General features: G+C 66.2%; 13 protein-coding genes and 2 pseudogenes. 7 read left to right on the forward strand and 8 right to left on the reverse strand.

Going from position 1 to position 21,806, the window contains the following annotated elements:
* The 3 genes from OC159_RS17950 to OC159_RS17960 form a co-directional block, all read right to left on the reverse strand.
* The coding region (locus tag OC159_RS17950; RefSeq protein WP_265502570.1) for a transposase at positions 1-424 on the reverse strand (424 nt) is incomplete at its 3' end.
* Positions 425-818: 394 nt separating this feature from the next.
* Positions 819-3,116 carry a Hint domain-containing protein gene (locus tag OC159_RS17955; protein ID WP_265502571.1) on the reverse strand — a complete coding sequence of 766 codons (2,298 nt, stop codon included), beginning with the start codon at positions 3,114-3,116 and terminating at the stop codon, positions 819-821.
* A gap of 1,012 nt (positions 3,117-4,128) precedes the next feature.
* On the reverse strand, positions 4,129-5,154 hold the full coding sequence (locus OC159_RS17960; RefSeq protein ID WP_265502572.1) for a fatty acid desaturase family protein: 1,026 nt from the start codon (positions 5,152-5,154) through the stop codon (positions 4,129-4,131).
* Positions 5,155-6,108: 954 nt separating this feature from the next.
* Here OC159_RS17960 and OC159_RS17965 point away from each other — a divergent pair.
* From OC159_RS17965 to OC159_RS17995, 7 genes are all read left to right on the forward strand, one after another.
* Positions 6,109-7,617 (forward strand): hypothetical protein, encoded by a 1,509-nt coding sequence (locus OC159_RS17965; RefSeq protein WP_265502573.1) that lies wholly within the window; start codon positions 6,109-6,111, stop codon positions 7,615-7,617.
* Positions 7,593-8,993 (forward strand): peptidoglycan-binding domain-containing protein, encoded by a 1,401-nt coding sequence (locus OC159_RS17970; protein ID WP_265502574.1) that lies wholly within the window; start codon positions 7,593-7,595, stop codon positions 8,991-8,993. Before OC159_RS17965 ends, OC159_RS17970 begins: the two co-directional genes overlap by 25 nt.
* Positions 8,994-9,251: 258 nt before the next feature.
* A complete protein-coding gene (locus tag OC159_RS17975) occupies positions 9,252-11,048 on the forward strand; it encodes a di-heme-cytochrome C peroxidase (RefSeq protein WP_265502576.1) in 1,797 nt (598 codons plus the stop codon).
* Positions 11,049-11,061: 13 nt separating this feature from the next.
* The gene (locus OC159_RS17980) at positions 11,062-12,312 is read left to right on the forward strand and encodes a cytochrome P450 (RefSeq protein ID WP_265502578.1); all 1,251 of its coding nucleotides are present in this window, start codon (positions 11,062-11,064) and stop codon (positions 12,310-12,312) included.
* Positions 12,313-12,330: 18 nt separating this feature from the next.
* Positions 12,331-14,211, forward strand: coding sequence for a trypsin-like serine protease (locus tag OC159_RS17985; protein ID WP_265502580.1), 1,881 nt, complete (start codon positions 12,331-12,333; stop codon positions 14,209-14,211).
* Positions 14,212-14,216: 5 nt separating this feature from the next.
* A complete protein-coding gene (locus OC159_RS17990) occupies positions 14,217-15,155 on the forward strand; it encodes a S1 family peptidase (protein ID WP_265502581.1) in 939 nt (312 codons plus the stop codon).
* A 493-nt stretch (positions 15,156-15,648) separates the two neighbouring features.
* Complete coding sequence (locus OC159_RS17995) at positions 15,649-18,477, forward strand: AMP-binding protein (protein ID WP_265502582.1); 2,829 nt, start codon at positions 15,649-15,651, stop codon at positions 18,475-18,477.
* Here OC159_RS17995 and OC159_RS18000 read toward each other — a convergent pair.
* The 5 genes and pseudogenes from OC159_RS18000 to OC159_RS18020 form a co-directional block, all read right to left on the reverse strand.
* Positions 18,455-19,228: an SDR family NAD(P)-dependent oxidoreductase gene (locus OC159_RS18000; protein WP_265502583.1), complete on the reverse strand. Its 774-nt coding sequence runs from the start codon at positions 19,226-19,228 to the stop codon at positions 18,455-18,457. The two genes, OC159_RS17995 and OC159_RS18000, sit on opposite strands and share 23 nt — an antisense overlap.
* A gap of 621 nt (positions 19,229-19,849) precedes the next feature.
* The gene (gene tnpB, locus OC159_RS18005) at positions 19,850-20,134 is read right to left on the reverse strand and encodes an IS66 family insertion sequence element accessory protein TnpB (RefSeq protein ID WP_265502584.1); all 285 of its coding nucleotides are present in this window, start codon (positions 20,132-20,134) and stop codon (positions 19,850-19,852) included.
* Positions 20,135-20,150: 16 nt separating this feature from the next.
* On the reverse strand, positions 20,151-20,528 hold the full coding sequence (tnpA, locus tag OC159_RS20250; protein ID WP_407674153.1) for an IS66-like element accessory protein TnpA: 378 nt from the start codon (positions 20,526-20,528) through the stop codon (positions 20,151-20,153).
* Between the two features lie 6 nt (positions 20,529-20,534).
* Positions 20,535-20,930: pseudogene (locus tag OC159_RS18015) on the reverse strand (transposase); the annotation flags it as partial.
* A 3-nt stretch (positions 20,931-20,933) separates the two neighbouring features.
* Positions 20,934-21,698: pseudogene (locus OC159_RS18020) on the reverse strand (IS3 family transposase); the annotation flags it as partial.
* Between the last annotated feature and the right edge of the window lie 108 nt (positions 21,699-21,806).

Below are 21,806 nucleotides of genomic sequence, written 5' to 3' on the forward strand. Positions count from 1 at the left end.
CGTTCTCGATCCGGGCGCGCGGCACACGCACCGTCTCGGTGCCGAATGTGCCGGTCAGCTGCCGATCGCGGTGCCCGTGGCGGTAGCCCCTGGCCCGCTCGTCACCGCGGCCGTAACGGAGGCGGCCGAGAAAATCGGCCAGTTCCTCTTCGAACATGGCTTCGATGGTGGCGCGGACATTCGCCCGCAGGCGATCCTCGATCGGATCATACGCGCCTGGGTCACGCAGTAGTAGCGAAAAGGACGAGCTGTCGGTATTCTGCTTCATGGCGTGATCTCCCTGGCGGTGCCGCCGCCGGTCGGACGGGTGAGTGTCCACCTGCAGATCACGCCGCCAGCCAATTTCCACCAGGTCCGAGACAAAACCTTCTTTGGCAGCCTGGTAGGGCGGCATTTTCTTCCGCGACGTCTTCAGGAAAAGCATGACCACTTCCGGACACTGTGGACCCGCCAAAACTTCTTGAGCACACGTCATATCTCGATGCAGACGAACATTGAGGCGCCTGAGGGATGTTGCCCGGGATCTCTGTGTCCTCATGTTCGCGAACAGCGAGGTTCCAGGAACCTCGTGCACCACCCCCTTCTCAGGCGAGGGCTGTCGCCGCAGCATCGCAAGCCGATCAAGGAAGTTTCTAGCTGGTCCAGAAGCGCAGGTGGCACAGCCACTGCCGCCCGTCGACCCAGCGATGCCTTCAAGAACGTGCTACGCGTCCAAAGGCTGCTTGTTCGAAACGTTCGGGACAGCGCGTCAAGCTGACCCCCGGACAGACACCGAAGGATGACAGTATGCGGGGGCAAGGCCGCCGCGTACCGTCATTTCAGGCGACCAGCTTCTTGCCGTTCTGAGTATGGCGCTGCGCCAGCTTTCGCCCCATGCGCCCCGAGAGGATTTCTCGGGCGGCGGGATGAGACGCGCCATCCGCCAGTTCGGGGAACAGGGCGAATATTTCGGCACGCGCATCAGCTGAGACCGACGCCAGCGCCTCGGCGCCGGTATGGAGCGATTCGGTCTCGGCTCCGTTGGAGACGACGATCTGGTGCCTGTCGAAGAGGAAGTGGACATAGTTCACCTCCTCCAGATCCTCGGCGATGTCGATGCCGTCGGTGACCATCAGCTGCTTGGCGGCGACCAGGACCTCAGGGGTGCCGAACATCCGCTCGGCGATCTTCGACCGGACAAGGACGCGGTGCTGTGGCGACACGATCAGGTCGCTGGTGGGCAGGCCATTGCCGAGCGCGCCGGCGCGAATGCGGACGGGGCGCAGCGCAGGATTGACGGCAAGCATCGCGCTGTCAAGCGGCCGCTGCGCGATCCACCTGATGGGCTGGTAGCCGTCGTCCCGGGTCAACACCATGTCGCCGACGTTCAGCGCGCCCGCCGCGACGGGCCCGTCAGCCGTCTCGATCATCGCATCGGACCCGAAGCAGACCACCCCGGCGGCCTCGGTCGTCAGGTCGGCGGCACTGACCGCAGTGCCGCCGTTCTGGATCGTCAGCGTGAAGTCCTGGCCGAAGCCTGCGCTGGTGCGGATGCTGTTCAGCACGCCATCGTCGGCCTGGTCGGCCTTGAGCCAGCCGAGGGTCGAGCGGTAGGGCGAAAGGCCGGCATCGACACGTTGGGCGTTGATGATGGCCAGGTTGCCATCGTTGTAGAAGGCCGAAAGGTCCAGGCGGTCGTTGTTGGTCGCATCGCCGTCTGTTGTCCCGCCGGTATTGCCCGATCCGAAGTCGGTGATCACGTCGCCGGACGTGTAGATGAATACATCGTCACCGGCGCCGCCGGTGAGGGTATCGGGGCCGTCGCCTCCGTTCAGCGTGTCGTTACCGTCTCCACCCAGCAGGATGTCGGCTCCGTCGCCGCCCTGCAGACTGTCGTTGCCTGCGCCGCCGCTCAACTGGTCGTCTCCGGCCCCGCCCAGGATCGTATCGTTACCGCTCCCCCCGTTGACGATGTCGGCGCCGTCGCCCGCATCGACGAAATCATCGCCCTCGCCTGCATTGACGTTGTCGTTGCCGGTGCCGGCAAGAATGCTGTCGTCGCCTCCGCCTGACGAGATGATGTCGTCGCCTGCGCCGCCATTCACCGTTTCGGCGCCAAGGCCGCCGGTGAAGCTGTCATTGCCCTCACCGGTGACGAAGGTCGCGGCCGAGGCGTTGGTCGAAGCATCGATCGTGTCGTTGCCGGCACCGGTGGTGATGCCCTCGACGGTGTTGAAGCTTGCGGTGCTGCCGCCGTTGGCGAAGGTGCCCGAGCCGCCGTTGAAGGTCACGGTGCTCGCCCCGGTCAGGCCGCTGCCCGAGATCGTGTCGCTGCCCGCGCCGCCGGTGATGGTGTCGTTGCCGAAGGCGCCGGTCAGGTTGACCAGGTCGTTGCCGTCGCCGGCATCGATGACGTCATTACCAAGGCGGCCGTCAATCGTATCGTTGCCTGCGCCTGCACGAATTCGGTCATCGTTGAAGCCGGAACCACCGCTTGTCAGACCATCTCCAGCGTCAATTTGGTCAGAGCCGCCCGTAATGGGCTCGACATAGCCAGCGACGATCGAATCATTTCCGGCTGTACCATCGATGAATCCGTCATCGAAAATTCCCAACTGACGGTCAATTGTAAGGTTCGTGTTCGCATTCGCGACCGCGTCCAGTTGAATGGAGGCGATCGGCTTGGACGTTAGCGCCGGGTTTGATGCTCCTGTGGCCGGAGGAGCGAGAAACAGCTCGCCCGTTTCCGCTTGTACTAGTTGCAGCTGAACATTGGTAGCCGTCGAGCCATCGGCATATGTTACGGTGCCAGTGTAATTAACAAGCGCATCAAAGTTGAATCTCTGCGTTCCCGAACCAATATCAGTCGAAAACTGATCTGTTAGACTGCCAGACGCCGTATTGCTATCTAGTGCTATGGCGTTGCCGGACCGGTTGATCATCGTGGCAGTGGTGATATTGCCGAAGAGTGGCGAACTCTGCGAACCGAAGACTCGCGGCCCCAAGTTGTTCTGGGCTGTCAGGAGACCAGCAGCGTTCTCGGCCCCTGCAGTGGTCTCGAGCGGGTCGATGATGACCGGCGTCCCTATGGCACTCCGCGGAATCCCAAGGTAGATCCAGTTAAATGTCGTCGGCATGATATATCCTAGGTCAGGCAGAGGGTAAAATGGGCCCGATGCAAGAGTTGCTATGCATCGGCAGCGAATCAGTCATCGAATGATGTGAGGTCACCGGCAATTCGTGACGGATAGTGGAAACTGCTGCTTTGTCATGGGGAATGACTGCGTAGACCGAACGCACATGCTGCCAACCTTTCAGACGACTTGGAGTCAATCGAGGCCCGGCCAGATCAGACCAGTCGCGGAACAACTAAAAGATACATAGGATTCGATCAATACAATCTAAAGAAGATTCCGGCGCAGTGGCAAAAAAGTCTGCATGTCTGCGCATGTCGTGGCATCCGAGGGCGCTTCGTTCCGATTGCGCGCCACCGCCGCCTGGAATCCATGACGCCTTCTGACGTCATGCCGCAGGGCCGGGTTCCGGCGCCACTGGCGTGACTTCGCCGCAGATGTCAGCCTCGCCGCACGGCCTTTTTGTGCGGGTGAATGCGCGCCCTTTTCCGTCGCACTTGCAGCCCTGGTTCGGTTCCTCTGTGCGAATTCGGAATGGCTGAAATTGGGCTGCTTCAACCCCGGGAAGCACGGCCTTGTCCGCCGAGAGAGCCGTCCAACCGAACCGTATCAGAGCCGCGGCCACGGAACTGCGTCAACGTACGCGACACCGCCACGGTCAAGCGCAGGTCCCCAGCACGATTGGCGCCGAGCCCTGCGAGACCGCCTGACGGGCGGGCGCAGAACCGATCCGATGCGTCCTCGTTGCCTGTCTCGACCGCACCGCGCTGCATCCTGCGGCGCGCAGATGCCCGCTCAGAATGTGGTGGCGATATACCGCTATTGCCCATCCCTGCAGGCTGCTGTTCCCGGTGATGATGAACCTTCTCCGGATCTCGGGTTGAGAACCGTGCGCCAGACAGGATCCAAACTGCTTTCCAAGCAGGGTCGACGTTTGTCCGCGGGTGGGAGCACAGCTCCTCTGGTCGACCTGTCCGCCGGGTTCGGCATCGCGACCCGGAAGAAGCGGCCCTGGCTAGCTTGGACGATCACCTCTGCGAGCCTCGCGGAAACTGACCAGTCTGCGTTGTTTCGGATCCCACAGATGCAGTCTTGCCGCGGCGATGCTTTCGCGGATCGTCAGGCGCTGTGCGTCGGCAAGCTCGGGATGGTCCCGGATCACCTCGGGCAGGCGGTAGAACGGGATGCGGGAATAAAGGTGATGGACGTGGTGGATGCCGACATTTCCCGAGAACCACTTCAGCGGCTGCGGCAGGACGTAGTGAGAACTTCCAGCAAGGGCTGCGTCATGCAGTTGCCAGTCCTCGGGTTCTGACCAGTGGGTCTCCTCGAACTGGTGCTGGACGTAGAACAGCCACACGCCTGCGGTTGCCGCGACGATCGCCGTCGGCAGGAAGATCAGCAGCACGTGAGAGAGGCTTCCCGCCCAGACCACAAAACCCAGCAACAGGGCGATCATCGCGTTGGTCCCCATCGCCGACGCCCAGAAGCGCCATTCCGATCTCATCGTGCCGAACGGGACCCTGTTCTGCAGCAGGAACAGGTAAGACGGTCCCAGACCGAACAGCACCAGCGGGTGGCGATAGAGCCTGTATCGAAGCCTCCCGCCTCGCGAGGAGCGACGGTATTCGTCCGTGGTCAGGGTGATCACGTCGCCGATCCCGCGCTGATCGAGATTTCCGTGCGATGCGTGGTGGATCGAGTGCGTGCGCCGCCAAATCGCGTAAGGTGTCAGCGTCAGGACACCCAGGGATCGTCCAAGCCAGTCCTGCGCCCTCCTGCTGCTGAGGAAGGCTCCGTGGCCGCAGTCATGCTGGATGATGAAAAGGCGGACCAGGAACAGGCCGTTCACCGCCGCCAGGCCGGCGGCCAAAATGGGACTGACCTCCAGTGCCGCCCATGCCAGCGCCCACAGTGCCAGGAATGGCACCAGTGTCGCAGCAGTTTCCCATATGCTGCGTCGGTCTGACGGGTCGCGGTAGCGCGCGAGAACCGAGAGCCATTGCCGCGCCGGGCGGTCTGCATTCTGTGCGTCGAACATGGTAGCCCTTGAATGAAGCGCCTTCAGGGCGCCGGCGGTGTCAGACCGGTTCGGTCAGCGCCTACACCTGCTGCGCCTAAAGCGTCCCCGCGGCATGTTCAAATCATTTACCCGCGAAAACGACCGGTGACATCATCAGCGCGGCACCGACACCTCGGTGCCTCTGTGGGACGCGCGGGCCAGGAGGCGGGACATGAGACGTTCCGGCCAGGCATGATCATCCTTTGAGGATGAACCGCTGCTGGACAGGATCGCTCCCCAAAAGCCTCGCCAATGGGACGTGCATGATTGGCGCCGGCTGCACCGACTCGGCGACACGGATCGAGTATCACGATAGCATGATCGTCGCTCCACCAGCGTCCGATGCAGGAATGACCGGTTCCGGGTGATCGCATCATCGCATGCGGATGACGACCATGAGGGGGCCGAACGGCGCCAGGCCGGCACTTCCCCCGTTCAGTGCCCGAGCAAAGAGACTGCAAGTTTCAGGATAGCGGTGCGGCAGTACTGTCAGGCGCAGAACTGGGCCGGGTCCGGAGGCGCGCCGAATTGAGGGCAATCCTGCAGCGCGGGATACTCCAGCGGCGGGCTGCGGGTGCCAAGGGGCATGGCCTGGGCTTGGGCAAGCCTCTCGCCGCCGCCGGATGGTCGGGTGCCATTCCGTGACCGACGATGCTGCGCCGACCATGCCGGCAGCTTCGGGATCCCCTGTCAGCCGTGCCGAACATCGGCGAGGGCAGGCAGGACGCCGGCGCGGCCTCTCATCTCGCCTGGCAGATGGCCATAGCCCGAAGGCCGGCAAGGTGCTAGGCTGGGACGGTGTTCTCGTGCCTCGTGACGCTGGTCTCTGCCATGCAGATGTTGGTCTTGTCGACGATTGCGGCCTGTCTTGGTGCTGCGGCATGCCCGGCGGCGGCCCAGCAGCTGGATCGGGTATCCTTCCAGGTTTTTGCCGTGACCACCTCGGGGCCGTCTGCGGTCAGTGGCGTGGCCGAGATGAGGCTGGACGGCATCGCATTCGCGATAGGGAACGGCCTGCTGCTGACCGCTCCGACGGCGGTCGGCGCAGATGAGGACTTCCGCCTCGCCCCCGATTTCGGCGAAACCGGCGTGCCGCTGCGGTCGGTCGAATTGCGCGACCTTGCCACCTCGCGGACGTCAACGGCCGAGGTGCAGGCCATGGGCGCGGCCGTCCTGCTGGCACTCCGCGAAGGGTCGGAACTGGTGCCGCTGCCGCTGAGCGCCTGCGCGGTTGAGGACGCAGACCACCTGATCCCGATGACGGGCGCAGGCGACATGGCGATCAGGCCAGTCAGGCGCGGCCCGATGGTCACGCATTTCAGGGTCGTCCCGCAGATGGAGCGCTGGGAGCCGGCGCGAGATCTGCAAGGCTCTCCGGTGATGCGAGGGGGCAGGGCGGTCGGCATCCTGACGGGTGCCTCCGAAGACGGGCTGTCCCTGAAGGTGACCCCAGTCGCCGACATCGTGGACATGCTGCCGCCGGGCGTTGCCGTCGCCTGCGACCCGCGGGTGCGCCCTGACGAGGTCAAGACGGTCAACAGGGACGTCGACCGTCTGACCCGCCGGATCGCCGAGATGGGAAAGAAGCTGGAGAGCCAGGAAAGCCGGACCGAGGCCGCCGAGGCCACCATGCGCATCACCATGAACGCGCTGGCGGATGTCGCCGACGATCTGACCCAGCTTCAGGCAGCGATCACCAGCGGCGGGGACGTACAGCCGATCCTGAACCGGATGAGCAGCCGGCTGAAACCCAGCGCGCCGCTGCTGACGACCGTGTCGACCATCGAAAGCTTTCTGCAGCGCCCGAACTGGCGGGCGCAGGCCAAGATGGACGCCGGCAAGCTGCACCTGACCTTCAGCTATCGGACGCAGATGCCCGGTCCGCGGTTCAGCGACCAGTTGCAGCTGTGCCTGCGCCTGATAAAGCCCCACCAGCCGCAGGTGGCGTCCGATCACGACTTCCGGTCGACCAGGTTCTATCAGGCCGCCACGCGACAGGACGATTCCGCGCTGGTCTGGTGCGATTGGGAAAACATCGCCAATCCCGGCGTGCTGACCGACGAGGGCAGGTATATCTTCGAGACCTACCGCGACGATCTGAACTACATGTTCGACCTCTATCGCGCGGAGAATGACTGGATACCCGAGGACCGGGAATGGAGCGGCCTGGCCTATGCTGCCCTGATCAAGCCCGCGTCCGACGCCACGGGCGAGGCGACGGACAGCGTGATCCTGCGCGCCCTGATCCTGGCGCCAGACGATACGGACAGCATGTCGCCGCAGCCCGCCGAATGCATGCTGTTCGAGACGGACCAGGATATCATCGACTATCTGGCGAACCGCGCCCCGGCAGCCCGGGACGGCAGCCTGGACGACGTCCCGGGGCTGACCCTCGACCCCGAAAACACGAGCGACGAATGCGTATCTTCCTCGGTGCAGTGACGGTGACGATGGCGGCCGCGCGGGCGATGGCGCAGCCTGGCACGCCGCCCCCGGACCTGCTGGTCTTCGACACCATCTATAATGTGCCAGAGGTGCAGGACATCCTGGTGGACGCCGACAGGAACGCCGTCTTTGCTGCCGTGGCGCCTATCTCTCCGTCGGGCGAGGCCTTGTCGGACATCGTGCGCTGGTCGCTCGATCCGGTGCGGCGGGCGGGGCTGTGGCCCACCGGCACGCTGGTCAGCGACCTGGCCGTGACCGAGACCGGGCTGATCTATGCCGCAGGCCAGCGCGGCGGGTCGCTGCGCGGCAAGGCCCCGCCCGCCCCTCGCAGCGGAAGCGTCGTCAGCTTGGACCCCGACCATCCCGACGCCCAGCCGAGGCTGGTGGTCACCTATGGCGACACCGAGGGCCAGTTCTCGATCCCGCGCTTCAACCAGATCTCGGTTGACGGACGCGGCCGCATCTATCTGGCCGCACCGACCCAGTTCAGCGTCACGGTCCTTCCGGGCCGACCCGAAGACCTTCAGCCGGGAACGATGATGCCGCGGTTCCTGCTGCAATGCGGGGCACCCGCGCAACTGAGCCTTGTCGATGCGGGCGGGCAGGTGGCGTATGTCGCCTCGACGATCGATGGCGCGTCGCTCGAGACGGGGCTTCTGGACGGCGCATCCGCGAGCGCGCCCGCCTGCTTCCGCGTCACGAACGTCTATGCCCACAACGAGCCGCCGCCGACCCTGAGCAGCGTCGTCCACGCGGTGGTGCAGGACGATGCCGGTCGGGCTGACGCGGTCGTGGCGCTGGAACCGAACACCGGCGTCCTGCACCTGCTGCGCCTGGATGCCAACCAGCGGCTGTCGCGGAACGATTGGCACGACCTGGGTGCCGCGCCCGGCGGCTTGACGCTGCTATCGTCAAGCCGCGACGGGTCCGTGATCTTCGTCGGCGGACGGTCCGAGTCCAGCATCCAGCGGTACCGGCGCGAGGGCGACATGCTGGTCCGGCTGGGGACGCTGCGGACCGGCCGCGATCTCAAGCAGATCGAGATCAGCGCTGACGGCAGCCTGGCCGTTCTGGTCATGCGCGACGCCGACCGGCAGGACCGCATCCACCTGATTCACAACCCGGCCGCCCTGCGCGACGGGGACCAGCCCCTCAAGCAGGGCGGAGAGACGCTGAGGCAGGTGCAGTCCCAACTGAACGAGCTTGGATATTCTGCCGGCCCCGTCGACGGCATCTTGGGTCCACAGACGCTGCACGCGATCCAGCAGCTGGAGCTTCAAGGGGATACTGATGGCGAATCGGCTGATTTTGGGCTAAAATCTCGTATCGACGGTGTGCTTCTGACACGCCCTTCTGACGGGCTGTCAGAGTGAGTGGAGGCCCCGATGACGATCTTTCTGTTGTCGCTGATCCTGGAAGCATCGGGCCTGGGCCTTGTGGCCGAGCCGCAGGATCCGACGCCGCAAAACGTGTGTTGCGTGCTGCCTGACGGGCAGCAGTGTTGCTCGCCCGGTTCCGACGGGCGGGGACTTCCGACGGGTTGCGGCTGCTGACGACAGCCTCGACCGAAGACGACCGCAGTTTGGTGTGTTCGCAGGGAAATTCCTTTCCCCTGGACAGTGAGTGTTGCCGTGACGGTTCGTACGGTGTTTTCCGCATTGCTGCTGCTGGCGCTGGGGGGATGCTTCCTGCAGCGCGACACGGCCGACGATCAGGGATGGTCGGCCAACAACCGCAAGTCGTGGTACTTCGCGACGCAAGGCTCGCGGCTGATGCCCGCCACGTGGTTCCGCGCCGTCACCCTGCCGGGCGGAAGTGACTTCGCGGCGGCAGACAACCTGGCGCGGTACGGTTTCCTTCCCGCACCGGACGGCTATGACCGCGATCTGCCGATCGGCTTCACGCAGGACCGGCAGGACGACGAGCCGTTGCGCGTGACGAAGCTGCGCTGGTACGCGGACCAGCAGGGCGGGACCGAGTCGGAACCCTGGATCGGACTGAACTGCGCGGCCTGCCACACGGCAAGCATGACCCATGACGGCAAGGCGCACCTGATCGACGGCGGCCCGGCGCTGATCGACTTCCAGACCTTTGTCGAGGATCTGGACATGGCTCTTGCCGACACCCGCGGCGACCCCGCCCGTTGGGAGGCGTTCGCCGCACGCGTCCTGAACGGGCGCGACACCCCTGAGAACCGCGAGATGCTGGCCGCGGCCTATGATCGCCTGCTGGACTGGCAGCGCCGGACGGCGCAGATGAACCAGACCGGCCTGCGCTATGGCGCCGGGCGCCTGGATGCAGTCGGACACATCCTGAACAAGGTCCTGCTGTTCGCCGGCGCCGACGGGTCCGCGGGCAATGCCCCGAACGCGCCCGTCAGCTTTCCCCACCTGTGGGACATCACGCGGCAGGAGCGCGTGCAGTGGAACGGTCTGGCCCGGAACAGCCGCTTTGCCCTGCCGGGCGACGATTTCGAATACGGCGCACTGGGCAGGAACACCGGCGAGGTTCTGGGCGTCTTCGGCGAAGTCATCGTGACGCCGCAGCCGGCGGCGGCGGGCGCGCTGATCCGCTATGCCAGCTCGGTCCGGGCCGAGAACCTGGTGCGGATGGAGCTGATCCTGTCCGACCTGCGGGCCCCCGACTGGCCCGCCGACTTCCCGCCCATCGACCGCGCCTTGCGCGATCAGGGCGAGGCGCTGTTCGTCAGCCGGCACTGCGCCGATTGCCACCGTCCTCCGGCAGCTCAGAAGCCCGGGCGCCCGACCGAGGTGATGCTGCCGCTCAGCAAGACCGGACCGGTGGACCTGACCGACATCTGGATGGCCTGCAACGCCTTCGTCTATCAGGGCGACACCGGACCGATGGAGGGGGTTCGCGACAATGACGGTCAGCCCATGGGACCTCGGGCGCCCGTGGCCGGGATGCTGGCGACCGCCGTTCGGGGTGCCCTGGTCGGGCAGGGGGCCGAACTGGTCAAGGCGGGGTTCAACAACTTCTTCGGCATCCGCCCGCGCCCGTCCTTCGAAGTGGCGCCGACCGAACCCGGTGCGTTCCGCGCCGCCGACCGGCAAGCCTGTCTCGAGACCCAGGACGAGGAGATCCTGGCCTACAAGGCGCGGCCGCTGGACGGGGTCTGGGCCACTGCGCCTTATCTGCACAACGGCTCGGTCGCGTCGCTGGAACAGCTGCTGCTGCCCGCCGACCGGCGCAAGACGCAGTTCTGGGTCGGCAACCGCGAATTCGACCCCGTCGAGGTCGGCTATGTCGACGCCGATCCCGGCGACGGGCGCGGCTTCCTGCTGCGCACCCGCGACGAAAGCGGCCAGGTGATCGAAGGCAACAGCAACGCAGGGCACGACTATGGCGTGGGCAGCCTGACCGACGCGGAACGTCGCGCGCTGATCGAATACATGAAGTCGCTGTAGGGGAGGGGCGGACATGGGCGCGTATCTGGACCGGATCGCCGCCCTGCCGCAGGACCACCGCTGGCCCGAGGTGCACCGGCTGATCTTCTCGGAGCCGCTGCCCTTCCTGTCCGAGCTTCGGGCCGAATGTCCGGTGATGGTTCTTGACCGGGTGACGCTGGTCACGCGGCTGGCCGACTGCATGCTGGTCCTGCGCCGGCCGCAGACCTTCGGCGTCGATCTCTATGTGCCCAAGCAGGGCGGATATTTCATGGCGCAGGACGACACGCCTGTCCACTGGCGCGAGAAGTCGCTGATGAAGGCCGTGCTGGATGTCGAGGATATTCCCGCCATCCGCGACTGGGTTGCCGCGCGCACGTCGCAGCTGATCCAGACGGCGGACGGCCCGTTCGACATGGTCCGGCGACTGTCCCGGGGCGTGCCCGTGGCGCTGGTTCAGGAATGGTTCGGCCTCGACCGCAGCGACCCCGACAAGCTGATCGAGTGGTCGTTCTGGAACCAGCAGGACGCCTTCTGGAACCAGCCGTTCGACGACGTGCGCCCCGGCATCGACCAGCCCGCCATCCGGTCCGCCAGAGAGCGGGCGAATGTCATGATGGCCATCTACCTGGGGCGGCTGGTCGCGCGAAGAAGCGTCCGGATCATGCTGGGCCTTGGCGGCGGCGACCCTGCAACGCGGATCGTTCGGCTGGCGATGCGTGGCAAGCTGCGGTTCAACCGCAAGGACGCGATCTTCAACATCGGCGGCCTGCTGATCGGCGCGGTCGAGACGACCTCGCACGCCGTCTGCAACGCCCTGGCCGCGCTTGGGTCGGATCCGGCGCGCCTTGCGGACGCGCGGGAGGCGGCCGCCGCTGACGATCCCCGCGCCATCGACGGCCATGTCTTCGAGGCGCTGCGCTTCCGCCCGGCCTTTCCCTATTTCTTCCGTGTCTGCCGTCGCGATACGACCGTCTGTGCCGACACGCCCTTTGCAACGGTTGTGCCCGCCGGCAACGTCGTTCTGGCGGTGACGCAGTCGGGCATGTTCGACCCGGCCGGCTTTCCCGACCCGGACCGCTTCGATCCGGGCAGGGACTTCAGCGACACGTTCACGTTCGGCCACGGCCATCACGCCTGCCTGGGGCGGCACGTCGCGGCCGCGATGGTCCCCGAGATCGTCCGGCAGATCCTGCGCCACGACCTTGACCTTGCCGCGGGGCCGGACTTCGCAGGCAGCCCCGTTCCGCAATGCTGGATGGTCGCACGACAGCCATCCGCCTGATCCTGGAAGGAGGATCCGATGTTCCGCTTCACCGCCGCAATCGTCCTGACCTGGGCCGCGCTTGGCCTGCAGGGCGCGATGGCTCAGGACTTCTACGGCAACGACGACCTCACCGGCGTCACGCCTCGCGCCGATCCGGCGCTTGTCCAGGCGCTGGTGGACAACCAGCACAGCCTCGGGCGGCATGGCATCGACACGCGGTTGCGGGTCTCGCATTTCCTGGCGCAGGTCATGACCGAGACCGGCGGCCTGCGGCGGCTTGACGAGAACATGAACTATTCCGCCAATCGCCTGACCGAGGTCTTCAGCCGCCGCGTCGTCACCCCCGACAAGGCGCGCCAGATTGCCGGCCAACCGGAGGCGATCGCCAACTGGGTCTATCGCAACCGTCTTGGCAATGGCGGTCCCGATACGGGCGACGGCTGGGCCTATCGCGGGTCGGGCTATATCCAGCTGACCGGCCGGACGAACTATCGCCTGCGGGGAGAGGAGACGGGACTGCCGCTGGAAATGCGGCCCGACATGGTCCGCCAGGCGGGCCCGGGACTGGAGGCAGCAACGGCCTACTGGACTGCGCGCAGGATCAACCCGCTGGCGGACCTGAACGACCGCCCGGGCATCCGGCGCCTGGTCAACGGCCCCAGGATGGAGGGGCTGGACCAGGCGATCCTGTGGCACAACAGGATCTGGACCGGCATCTATACTGGCCGCCCTCCATTCCCGAACGAGGACGCCATGCTCGAAGCCGCCGAGGCGGACCTGGAGGGCGACGGCGACCAGGCGCTGCGCCGCATCCTGATCGACGAGGGCTTTGTCGAGGCGGCCGAGTTCGAAAGCGGCGATCCCGCGCGAACGCAAGCCGACGCCCTGCGAGAGTACCAGGAAAGCCGGGGGCTGCCGCTGACGGGCGTTCTGGACGACGACACCTTCTATGCCATCACCGACCCTTCCGAGTGGCGCGGCGTCGACGAGCCCGAACTTGCCGCCCTGTCCGCCCCGGTCGATGCCGACAGGGGCGTCAGCCACCGTCTGGACGGTGCTGCGTCGTCGCCGTCGATGACCGCGCTTGAACCGAACGAGGGCAGCGGCGTGGCCGACGCCGAACCGCTGGATGCCGACGAAGCCGCGGCCCTGGGTGGCGCGGGCGGCACCTATTCCGCATACGAGACCGCCGAGGGCCGCCACGAAGGCGGCGACTTCATCCCCTTCACCGTCATCGGCGACGACGACCGCCAGACTGTTCTGGACACCACGGCGTATCCGTCCCGCGCCGTCGTCCAGATCCTCTTCCGCAAGCGCGAGGGGCTGGGCCAGAATCTGTGCAGCGGTGCGATGGTGGCGCCCGACCTTGTCCTGACCGCCGGTCACTGCGTCCACGGCGGCACCGCGATGGGCCGCTGGTACACCGACTTCGAGGTCTTCCCGGGCCGCAATACCGGCGCCAAACCCTTCGGAACCTGCCGCGCCGTCGCCCTTTACGCGCTGCAGGGCTGGACGACCGCGACGCTGGTCTCCGACAGCCGGCTCTATGACCTGGGCGCGATCAAGCTGGATTGCGCGGTCGGAGAGCGTACCGGCTGGTTCGGCATCGCAGCCCTGCCGGACGAGGCATTCGGGCGTCCCTCGACCGTGCAGGGATATGCGGCGGACAAGTCGCCGCCGGGCCGTCAGTGGATCAGCTTCGACCGCTTCCGGGCGCTGGAGGCCGACAAGGGCTTTTACGAGAACGATACCTTCGGTGGCACCAGCGGGTCGCCGGTCTTCACGGAAACCGATTACCGGATCACCTGCGTGCATACCAACGGGCTTCACGGCAGCGGCAACTGGGGGCGCTACAACGCCTGCACGCGCGTGACCCCGCAGCGGCTGCAGACGATCATCGACTGGATCGAGGAGTGACCGCCATGACTTCTGCGCATCGTCTTGCCGCGGCGCTGGCCCTTGCGGGACTGTCCGTTCCAGCCGCCGCCGATCCGCTGGACCAGACGCTGGTCCACATCGAATGTCACGAACCGGGGGGCCGGCAGCGGGCGGGAACCGGCGTCGTGATCTCGCCCGACGGGATGGTGCTGACGGCCCGGCACGTCGTGGCGGGTGCCGGGGCGGTCATGCCGGCGGGAACTGTCTGCACCGGCAGCCTGGGCCATGCCGGCGGCGTTCGCGCAACGCTGACGCCGCAGAAGGTCAGCACAGAATTCGATGCCGCCGTGCTCAAGTATCCGGGGCTGGCCGGGGCCGAGCATCTGGCCTATTGCGACGTCCAGCCACGCCACAAGCGTGCGCAGGTGATTGCGGCGGGGTTTCCGCTGGTCTCCGCGACGGGTCAACCCTCCGAGCGCATGGGCATCCTGTCGACGATCGAGCCGGGTGGCATCGCTGCACCCGGTCTTCTTGAAAGCGACGCAGCCACCACCAGCGGGATGAGCGGCGGCCGCGTGACGCTGGACGAGAACGGCCAGCTGATCGGTATCGTCGCCGGAGTGACCCCCGACCCGACGACCGGCTATCCCAATGCCTATGCGGTCCTGTCGGCCGGCAGCCTGGCCGGAGAGTTCGGCAGGTTCGGCCTTCGGACAGACCCGGCCCGGTGCGAGCCCGTGCAGGCTGTCGTCTCGCCACAAGCCGCGTCGGGGGTGACGTGGCGCGCGGCCGACGGGCCGCTTCCCCTTGGGGTGCGGGCGGACGAGGGGTTCTGCTATCTCGTCAGGATCTGGGGAAGCTTCGAGGATCCGCGCGACGCGGTCGAGATTTCGGTATCGCCGGAAGGCGAGTACGTCCTGAGCGGGCACGATCCCGCGGCTTCGGGCAACCACGGTGCCGTTGCGCAGTGCGTCCGCTTCTGAACCGTCCGGCCCACCCCCGCCGTCTGCGCCCGCAAGCCGGATTAACCGGCCACTCGATTACGGTCTTGATGCTGGCGCAGGTCCGGCGCCGCATCATGGCCGGAAGCCCGCGCAGGTGCCTGACCACCTGCAGCTGTGCCTTCGCCATGGCGAGACCCGTTTCTTTGCCGGAGGAGCGACAGCCCGCCCCGGTTCTGTCTGGCCTGCGCCAAGATCCCTTCGGCCTACCCGTTCATCCGCACTGTCGCCGGCGAGACATCATCGGTCCGGGTGCCGCTCTCAATGCTTGCGGAGGGAGCGCCCCGTTGAGCCGCGGGACAATACAGCTGCAGATCGCTGTTCCGTGCAGCGAAATCCCTGCATTTCCGAGTGCACAGGCCGGGCGCGGCACAATGCTCGAACCCGGCCCGAACCCGGCGGGACGCGGTGGACAAACCCGGCACGCTCGCCTATGCGAGCGCCGGAAGGCGACCATTCAGCGAGCATTTCCGACATGGCGAGAACGGACCAGCAGGCAGCACCGGAGGACGAGGCGGTTCCCGCAGAATTGGCCAGGGCGCTGCGGGTCTTTCCCGGCAACACCGCGCTGCAGGACCGCCATCGCCGCCTCAGCTTTGGGGAACTGTCGGATTTCGTCCTGGCCTTTCAGGGCGCGCTGGCGGGTGACGGTCCCGTTGCTGTCTTCGGCATGCCCGGCGTTCTTCTTGGGGCGGCGGCGGTCGGGTGCGTGATCAGCGGGCGGTCATTCGTCCATCTCGATCCGGCGATGCCCCGGGCGGTGCTGGCGAACATCGTGGACGAACTGCAGGTCGGTACCATCGTAACGTGCCAGCCGTCCGAGCCGGGGCAGCTGCCCGAACATTGCCGGATAATCGATGCCCAAACCTGCCTGAACCGGCCGGCAGGCGGGAAGATGCCGATCGTCGCCGCCGTGCGGCCGACGGACGCGATCTACCTTGTCGCCACCTCGGGGACGACCGGGCGGCCGAAGTGCATACCCGTCACCCATGACGCGGCCTTTCTGTCCTACCGCTGGCGCGACGCCTTCACGCCCTATGGCGCGACCAGCCGCGTCGGCATCTATATCTTCGCCATATGGGAGATGTTCCGGCCGCTGCGAAACGGTGCGCGGCTGTTCTTTCCCGACGTCAACGACCTCATGTCGCCGCAGGCGCTGGTGTCGTTCCTGTCCCGGAACGGCATCGACGAGATGCTCTTCACTCCGTCCTTCTTCGAAAAGACGCTCAGCGCGATCGAGCCGGGCGTGGGCGCGTCGCTGCCCCTGCGGCGCGTGGTGCTGAACGGCGAAGTCGTCAGCGACCGGCTGGTCGCCGAGGCGCGGCGCTGCTTACCGAACACGGCGCTGTGGAACCTCTACAGCATCTGCGAGACGCACGACATCAGCATCACCCTTCTGGACGGCGCGCCCGGCACGGTCGAGGGCACGCCGGTCGGCAAGGCGATGCCGCATCTGCGGGCGGTCGTGCTTGATGATACGGATCAGCCCTGTCCCGCCGGCCAGCCGGGACTTCTGCATTTCGAGGGGCAGCGGATGCTGGGGCCGGGCTATGTGAACCGCCCCAAGGAAACGGCGCAACGCTTCCGTGTCGTGACCATCGACGGGCGGGAATGCCGGCTCTATGACACCGGCGACCGGGGCTACGTGACCGAAGACGGAGAGATCCACGTCCTCGGCCGGGTCGCGCACATGCTGAAGCTGCGTGGCCACAGCATTCAGACGCGGGAACTGACCGAGACCTTGGGCGGTCAGCTGGTGTTCTCGCACGCGATCCCTTGGGTGCAGCAGGTGGATGGCCAAGGCCAGGTCCTCGTATTCTATTACACTGCCGATGCGGCGCAGATCGCCGTGAACGACGACCGGTGGGGCATCTCCTCGGCCTGGTCGCGCATCCCGCAGGCGCTGGTCGAGGCGCTTCAGGCGGTGCTGCCGCGATACTGCATCCCCACCTGGCTGGCCCGCCTGGACGAGATCCCGATCAACCCGGTCTCCGGCAAGTGCGACTTCAAGGCGCTGCCGCCCGTTCCGCGCGACGCCAGCGCCGACGACGCCGACGCCGATGCACTTCCCGCCACGCGACTGGCCGCACGGATACTGGGCTGTCCCGTCGATAGCGTCGATCCGAACCGGTCTTTCCATGATCACGGCGGCGATTCACTGATGTGCGTCGATCTGCTTTTGTCGCTCGAGGCCGCCTATGCGCGCCGCGTCGATTTCGACTGGGCGCTGAACCTGCCGCTGGCCCGGCTGCACGCCCTGCTGACCCGGCGCGAGGCGCAGGCCGTCAGGCCGGACAGCTTTGTGCGCCGGGGGATCCTGCTGACGGGCGCCACGGGTTTCCTAGGCGGTCACGTCCTGGCCGAGGCGGCGCGCCATCTGCCCGACGATCAGGTCATCTATTGCCTGGTGCGCCCGCGCAACGACGACCCGATGTCGCGGCTGACGGCCCGCGCGGCCGCCCTCGGGGTGGCTGGCGACCGGTTCGTGGTGCTGTCGGGCACCATCGACGAGCCCTGCTTCGGTCTGGCGCTGGCAGCGTATCAGGCGCTGGTCGAGCAGGTCGACGGCGTCATTCACTGTGCCGCGATGGTCAACCTGGCGGTCGATCGCGCCCGGATGGAGGCCTGGTCCGAAGCGGGTATCGCGACCATTATCGACTTTTGCGGGCAGGCAGGGGCAACGCTTGCCTTCTCAAGCTCGACCTCAGTCTTTCCCGACAGGGGCGGGCCGTATCCCGAGGGGCCCACGGCGGTTTTCGACGGCATTTCGGGCTATGGTGCCGCCAAGATCGCGGCAGAGCGCGCCATCGCGCGGTCCGGCGTCGCGGCAGCGATCGTGCGACTGCCGTCGCTCTATGACCTCGACGCGCCGAACCCCAAGGACATCTATGAAACCATCCTGGGCGCCTGCCACGCCCTTGGAAGTGTCCCCGAGGGCATGCATTTCCCGATGACCGACGTTCGGGCCGCCGCGCGATTCCTTGTCAGGCAGCCGATCGCGCGGGGCGTCAGCTATTGCAACCTGGTCGGGGACGGGGCCGTGACCTCCGAGTTCGAGTGTCCTGTGCTTCCGACCGGAACATGGCTCGACCAGGCGCCCCTGTCGCCGTCCGAGCGTCGCCTTCTGCAAGAGCATCCGTCGACGCTCCGCGCCGATGCCGCTTATGACAATGCGGTCGCCCGGTCCATTTGGGACCGCGCGGGCCTGGGGCCGTATGGCCATCTGTCCGACGTCCGGGCGCTGGTGGCGCGGCGGCTGCGGCCCCGCGCCTTGGCCGACGCTACCACAACGAGCCCGCGTTGACCTGATGGTCGGCCATGGTGATGGCTCGCGCCGCGTCGCTGGCCAGAAATGCCGCCAGGGCCGCGATCTCGTCTGGCTGGACCAGCTTTCCTTGCGGGTTCGACGCCTCGTAGGTCGCCCGAACCTCGGCCAGCGGCTTGCCGGACTGCGCCATGTCGGCGGCGATGAACTGCTGCAGCATCTCGGTCTCGACCCAGGTTGGGCTGATGCTGTTGCAGGTGATCCCGTGCGCAGCACCTTCCAGGCTGACGCATCGGCCCAGCCCCAGCAGGCCCGCCTTCGAGGCGCAATAGGCCGCGTTCCCCTCCATCCCCTGATGCGCTGCGACCGAGGCGATGTTGATGATGCGGCCCCAAGTCTGCTGCATCATCACAGGCATCACCGCCCGGATCATCTTGAACGATCCGGTCAGGTTCGTGTCGACCGTGTCGTCCCACAGCCGGTCCGAGTGGCCGATGACCGCCTCTTCCTCATAGACCCCGGCCGCATTCACCAGCACGTCGACGCGGCCGTGGCGCGCGACGACGCTCTCGACGAAGCCCGCGACGCTATTTGACTGCCGCACGTCCAATGCCCCGACGAAAATCGACGAACCGAGCGCCTCGCGGAGGCTGTGCTGATATGACGGATCGGCACCGCGCCGGGCACCGACATGAACAACCATGCCGTCCGCCAGAAGGCGGCGGGCGACCGCGTTGCCGATACCTGACAGACCTCCTGTCACGATGGCGATCTTCTGCGTGCTGTCCATGTTCTCACCTTTTCGTAGACCCGAACTGTCCCGCTCCACCGGGCGGATGCGATGGTTGCCGTTACGCCGACCGGGGCCGTTATGGCGTCCGCCGCGCCTGCCGTCCAACAGGAACCTGGTTGAGCCAAAGCCGCCGTGCAGCCATTTGGTCCAGCGGGTCTATTCGGACGCCATGGTCGCTGGCGGGTCGATGATCTGCGGGCGCCGACCTGGCGAACCGCAACTGAGCGCGCCCGCGCGGCGCCCCGGAGAGGCGCGGCCATCGGGGTCACCTGGCAACCGCTGAAGCGCTGGAGCGACAAGCGGTCGTGGCGCGGCTGACGGTGATCCGCACCTTCAACGAGCTGCAGGCGCTCGAATGCGAGTGCGGATGCGATGCCGTGCGCCGCTTTGCGCGGAACCCGTCGCAGAAACGCGGCGCGGGAACGGTCGAAGCCCAAATGCCGCTCTCCTATGACCACCCTGCTGCTGATGACAGCTGCCGTCCTTGTATTCGTACTGCCGATCTGGCGGATATGCCGCGCCGTGGCCGTCGCGGTTGCGGTGAGCGCCCTCGCGGTGCTGCCGGCCGCCGCGCTCTGCCGCAGCCGGTGGGCGGGCCTCCAGCGCCTTCACGCGGCGCTAGTCCAGCCCGGCAAGCAGCGCCTTGAACTGGGCATGGTTCAGCGCCATGATCCCGTCGTTGATGGCGGGCCAGGCAAAGCGCGCATCCTCCAGCCGCTTGCAGGCCGTCACCAAGCCAGTGCCGTCCCAATAGAGCAGCTTCAGCCTGTCCGCCCGGCGCGAGCGGAACACAAACACGGAGCCCGTGAACGGATCCTTGCGCAGCACCGATGACACCAGGGCAGCCAGACCATCATGACCCTTGCGCAAGTCGATGGGTTTGGTCGCAACCAAGATCCGCATCGGTTCGAGGGGAACATCATGGGTTGGCAGCCAGGGCACGCACGACCGAGGCAATTCGCTTCGCCGATGCCCCGGCTTCCAGACGGATCGCCACAGTGCCCACGACGATCTCCGGCCAGTCCGCAGCGCCCGCGTCACCACGCGGTCCATCACCAACCGGCCCAATCATCAGCGACACAAACCCCACCGGACCCTCCGGCGCCGACGATACCAGCCGCCCTTCCCGTGCCAGCGTCCGCCACGCAGAAACTTGGTTCTTTGGAACACCATGACGCCGCGCTACAGCATCCACCGTGACACCCGGCGTCAGAGTCTCGGCCACGATCCGGGCCTTCACCTCATATGGCCACTTCCGGTTCCGGCGGCTGCGATCACCAACCGGGAGAACCTCCAATGCAGGTCATGTTGACAAATGGCGGATCCAGAGGCGGATCGAGGTGATGTCGATGAAGCCTGGGAAGCTCTCTGCGGTCTTATCGTAGCGGGTGGCGACGCGGCGGGCGTTCTTGAGCTTGTTGAAGCACCGCTCGACGAGGTTCCGCAGTCGGTAGAGCTTGCGGACGACAGCCACGCGCAGTTTCCGTGACTTCCGCATAGGTATCACGGGCACGACGTGGCGCGCCTCCATGGTTTTGCGAACCTTGTCAGAGGTATGGCCGCGATCGGCCAGCAGGACGCCGGGTTCCGGCAGGACGCAAGGTTCCGGCAGGTTGTCGTCCAGGACCGGATCGAAGCCCAGATGGTCCGACGTCTGGCCCGGCGAAATATCCGACCTCATGGGGAAGCCTGCACCGTTGTGCAGGATCTTCTGGTAGTCGTGGGCGCAGTGTTGCGAGCCGCGGTCGGAGTGGTGAATGCAGTCCGGTGGCGGGCGGCGCAACGCGATCGCCATGTTCAGCGCCCTGATCGCCAGATCCTGCTTCATGCGGTTGCTGATGGCCCATCCGACAACACGACTTGAGAACAGGTCGATGATGACCGCCAGATAAACCCAGCCCTCACGCCTCCAGACGAAGGTGATGTCGCCGGCCCACTTCTGGTTCGGCCCGCTCGCCGAAAAGACCTGGCTCGCAGGAGGTTCGGCGCGATGTTGAAGGCATGATCGCTGTCCGTGGTGCGCCTGAACGCCGCTCGCTGCGGACGACCCGGATGCCGTTCTGGCGCATCAGGCGACCAATGCGACGCTGTCCGACATGCAGGCCCAGCTCGTTCAGTTCCTCGGTCATGCGCGGCCTGCCATAGCTGCCCAGGCTTAGGCGGTGCTGGTCGCGGATATGGGCCAGGATCACCATGTCGCGCCGCTGTCGCTGCGATGGCGGCCGATGCCGCCAGGCCCGCAGCCTACGATCCGTGACACCCATCAAGCGGCACAGCCGACTGCGCGAGAGGCTGCCGCAATAGCTGGCGATGAACCGAAACCTCATGACTTTTGAGCCGCGAAGAATTGAGCCGCCCTTCTTAGCACCTCCCTCTCCTCCCGCAGTATCCGGTTCTCTTTGCGCAGCCGCTCATCGATACCTTGAACCCATGACTGTGCAGGATCTTCTGGTAGGGTCGTGTCGCGAATGTGGTGGAAATTGTTGAGCAGCGGGCTCCGGGCATGTGAGGTTGGCTCCAGTCAGGCCGCGGGGTCAAGAGACATCGGCTCGAGAGGCTGAGAAAGCGTTTTCCC

Source organism: Paracoccus beibuensis, from assembly GCF_026162625.1.
GTDB lineage: Bacteria > Pseudomonadota > Alphaproteobacteria > Rhodobacterales > Rhodobacteraceae > Paracoccus > Paracoccus beibuensis.

Coding starts and splice junctions, on each gene's coding strand:
- OC159_RS17955 (WP_265502571.1), bottom strand. CDS start 3,116: ATGCCGACGACATTTAACTGGATCTACCTTGGGATTCCGCGGAGTGCC.
- OC159_RS17985 (WP_265502580.1), top strand. CDS start 12,331: ATGTTCCGCTTCACCGCCGCAATCGTCCTGACCTGGGCCGCGCTTGGC.
- OC159_RS17980 (WP_265502578.1), top strand. CDS start 11,062: ATGGGCGCGTATCTGGACCGGATCGCCGCCCTGCCGCAGGACCACCGC.
- tnpB (WP_265502584.1), bottom strand. CDS start 20,134: ATGCGGATCTTGGTTGCGACCAAACCCATCGACTTGCGCAAGGGTCAT.
- OC159_RS17960 (WP_265502572.1), bottom strand. CDS start 5,154: ATGTTCGACGCACAGAATGCAGACCGCCCGGCGCGGCAATGGCTCTCG.
- OC159_RS18000 (WP_265502583.1), bottom strand. CDS start 19,228: ATGGACAGCACGCAGAAGATCGCCATCGTGACAGGAGGTCTGTCAGGT.
- OC159_RS17970 (WP_265502574.1), top strand. CDS start 7,593: ATGCGTATCTTCCTCGGTGCAGTGACGGTGACGATGGCGGCCGCGCGG.
- OC159_RS17990 (WP_265502581.1), top strand. CDS start 14,217: ATGACTTCTGCGCATCGTCTTGCCGCGGCGCTGGCCCTTGCGGGACTG.
- OC159_RS17995 (WP_265502582.1), top strand. CDS start 15,649: ATGGCGAGAACGGACCAGCAGGCAGCACCGGAGGACGAGGCGGTTCCC.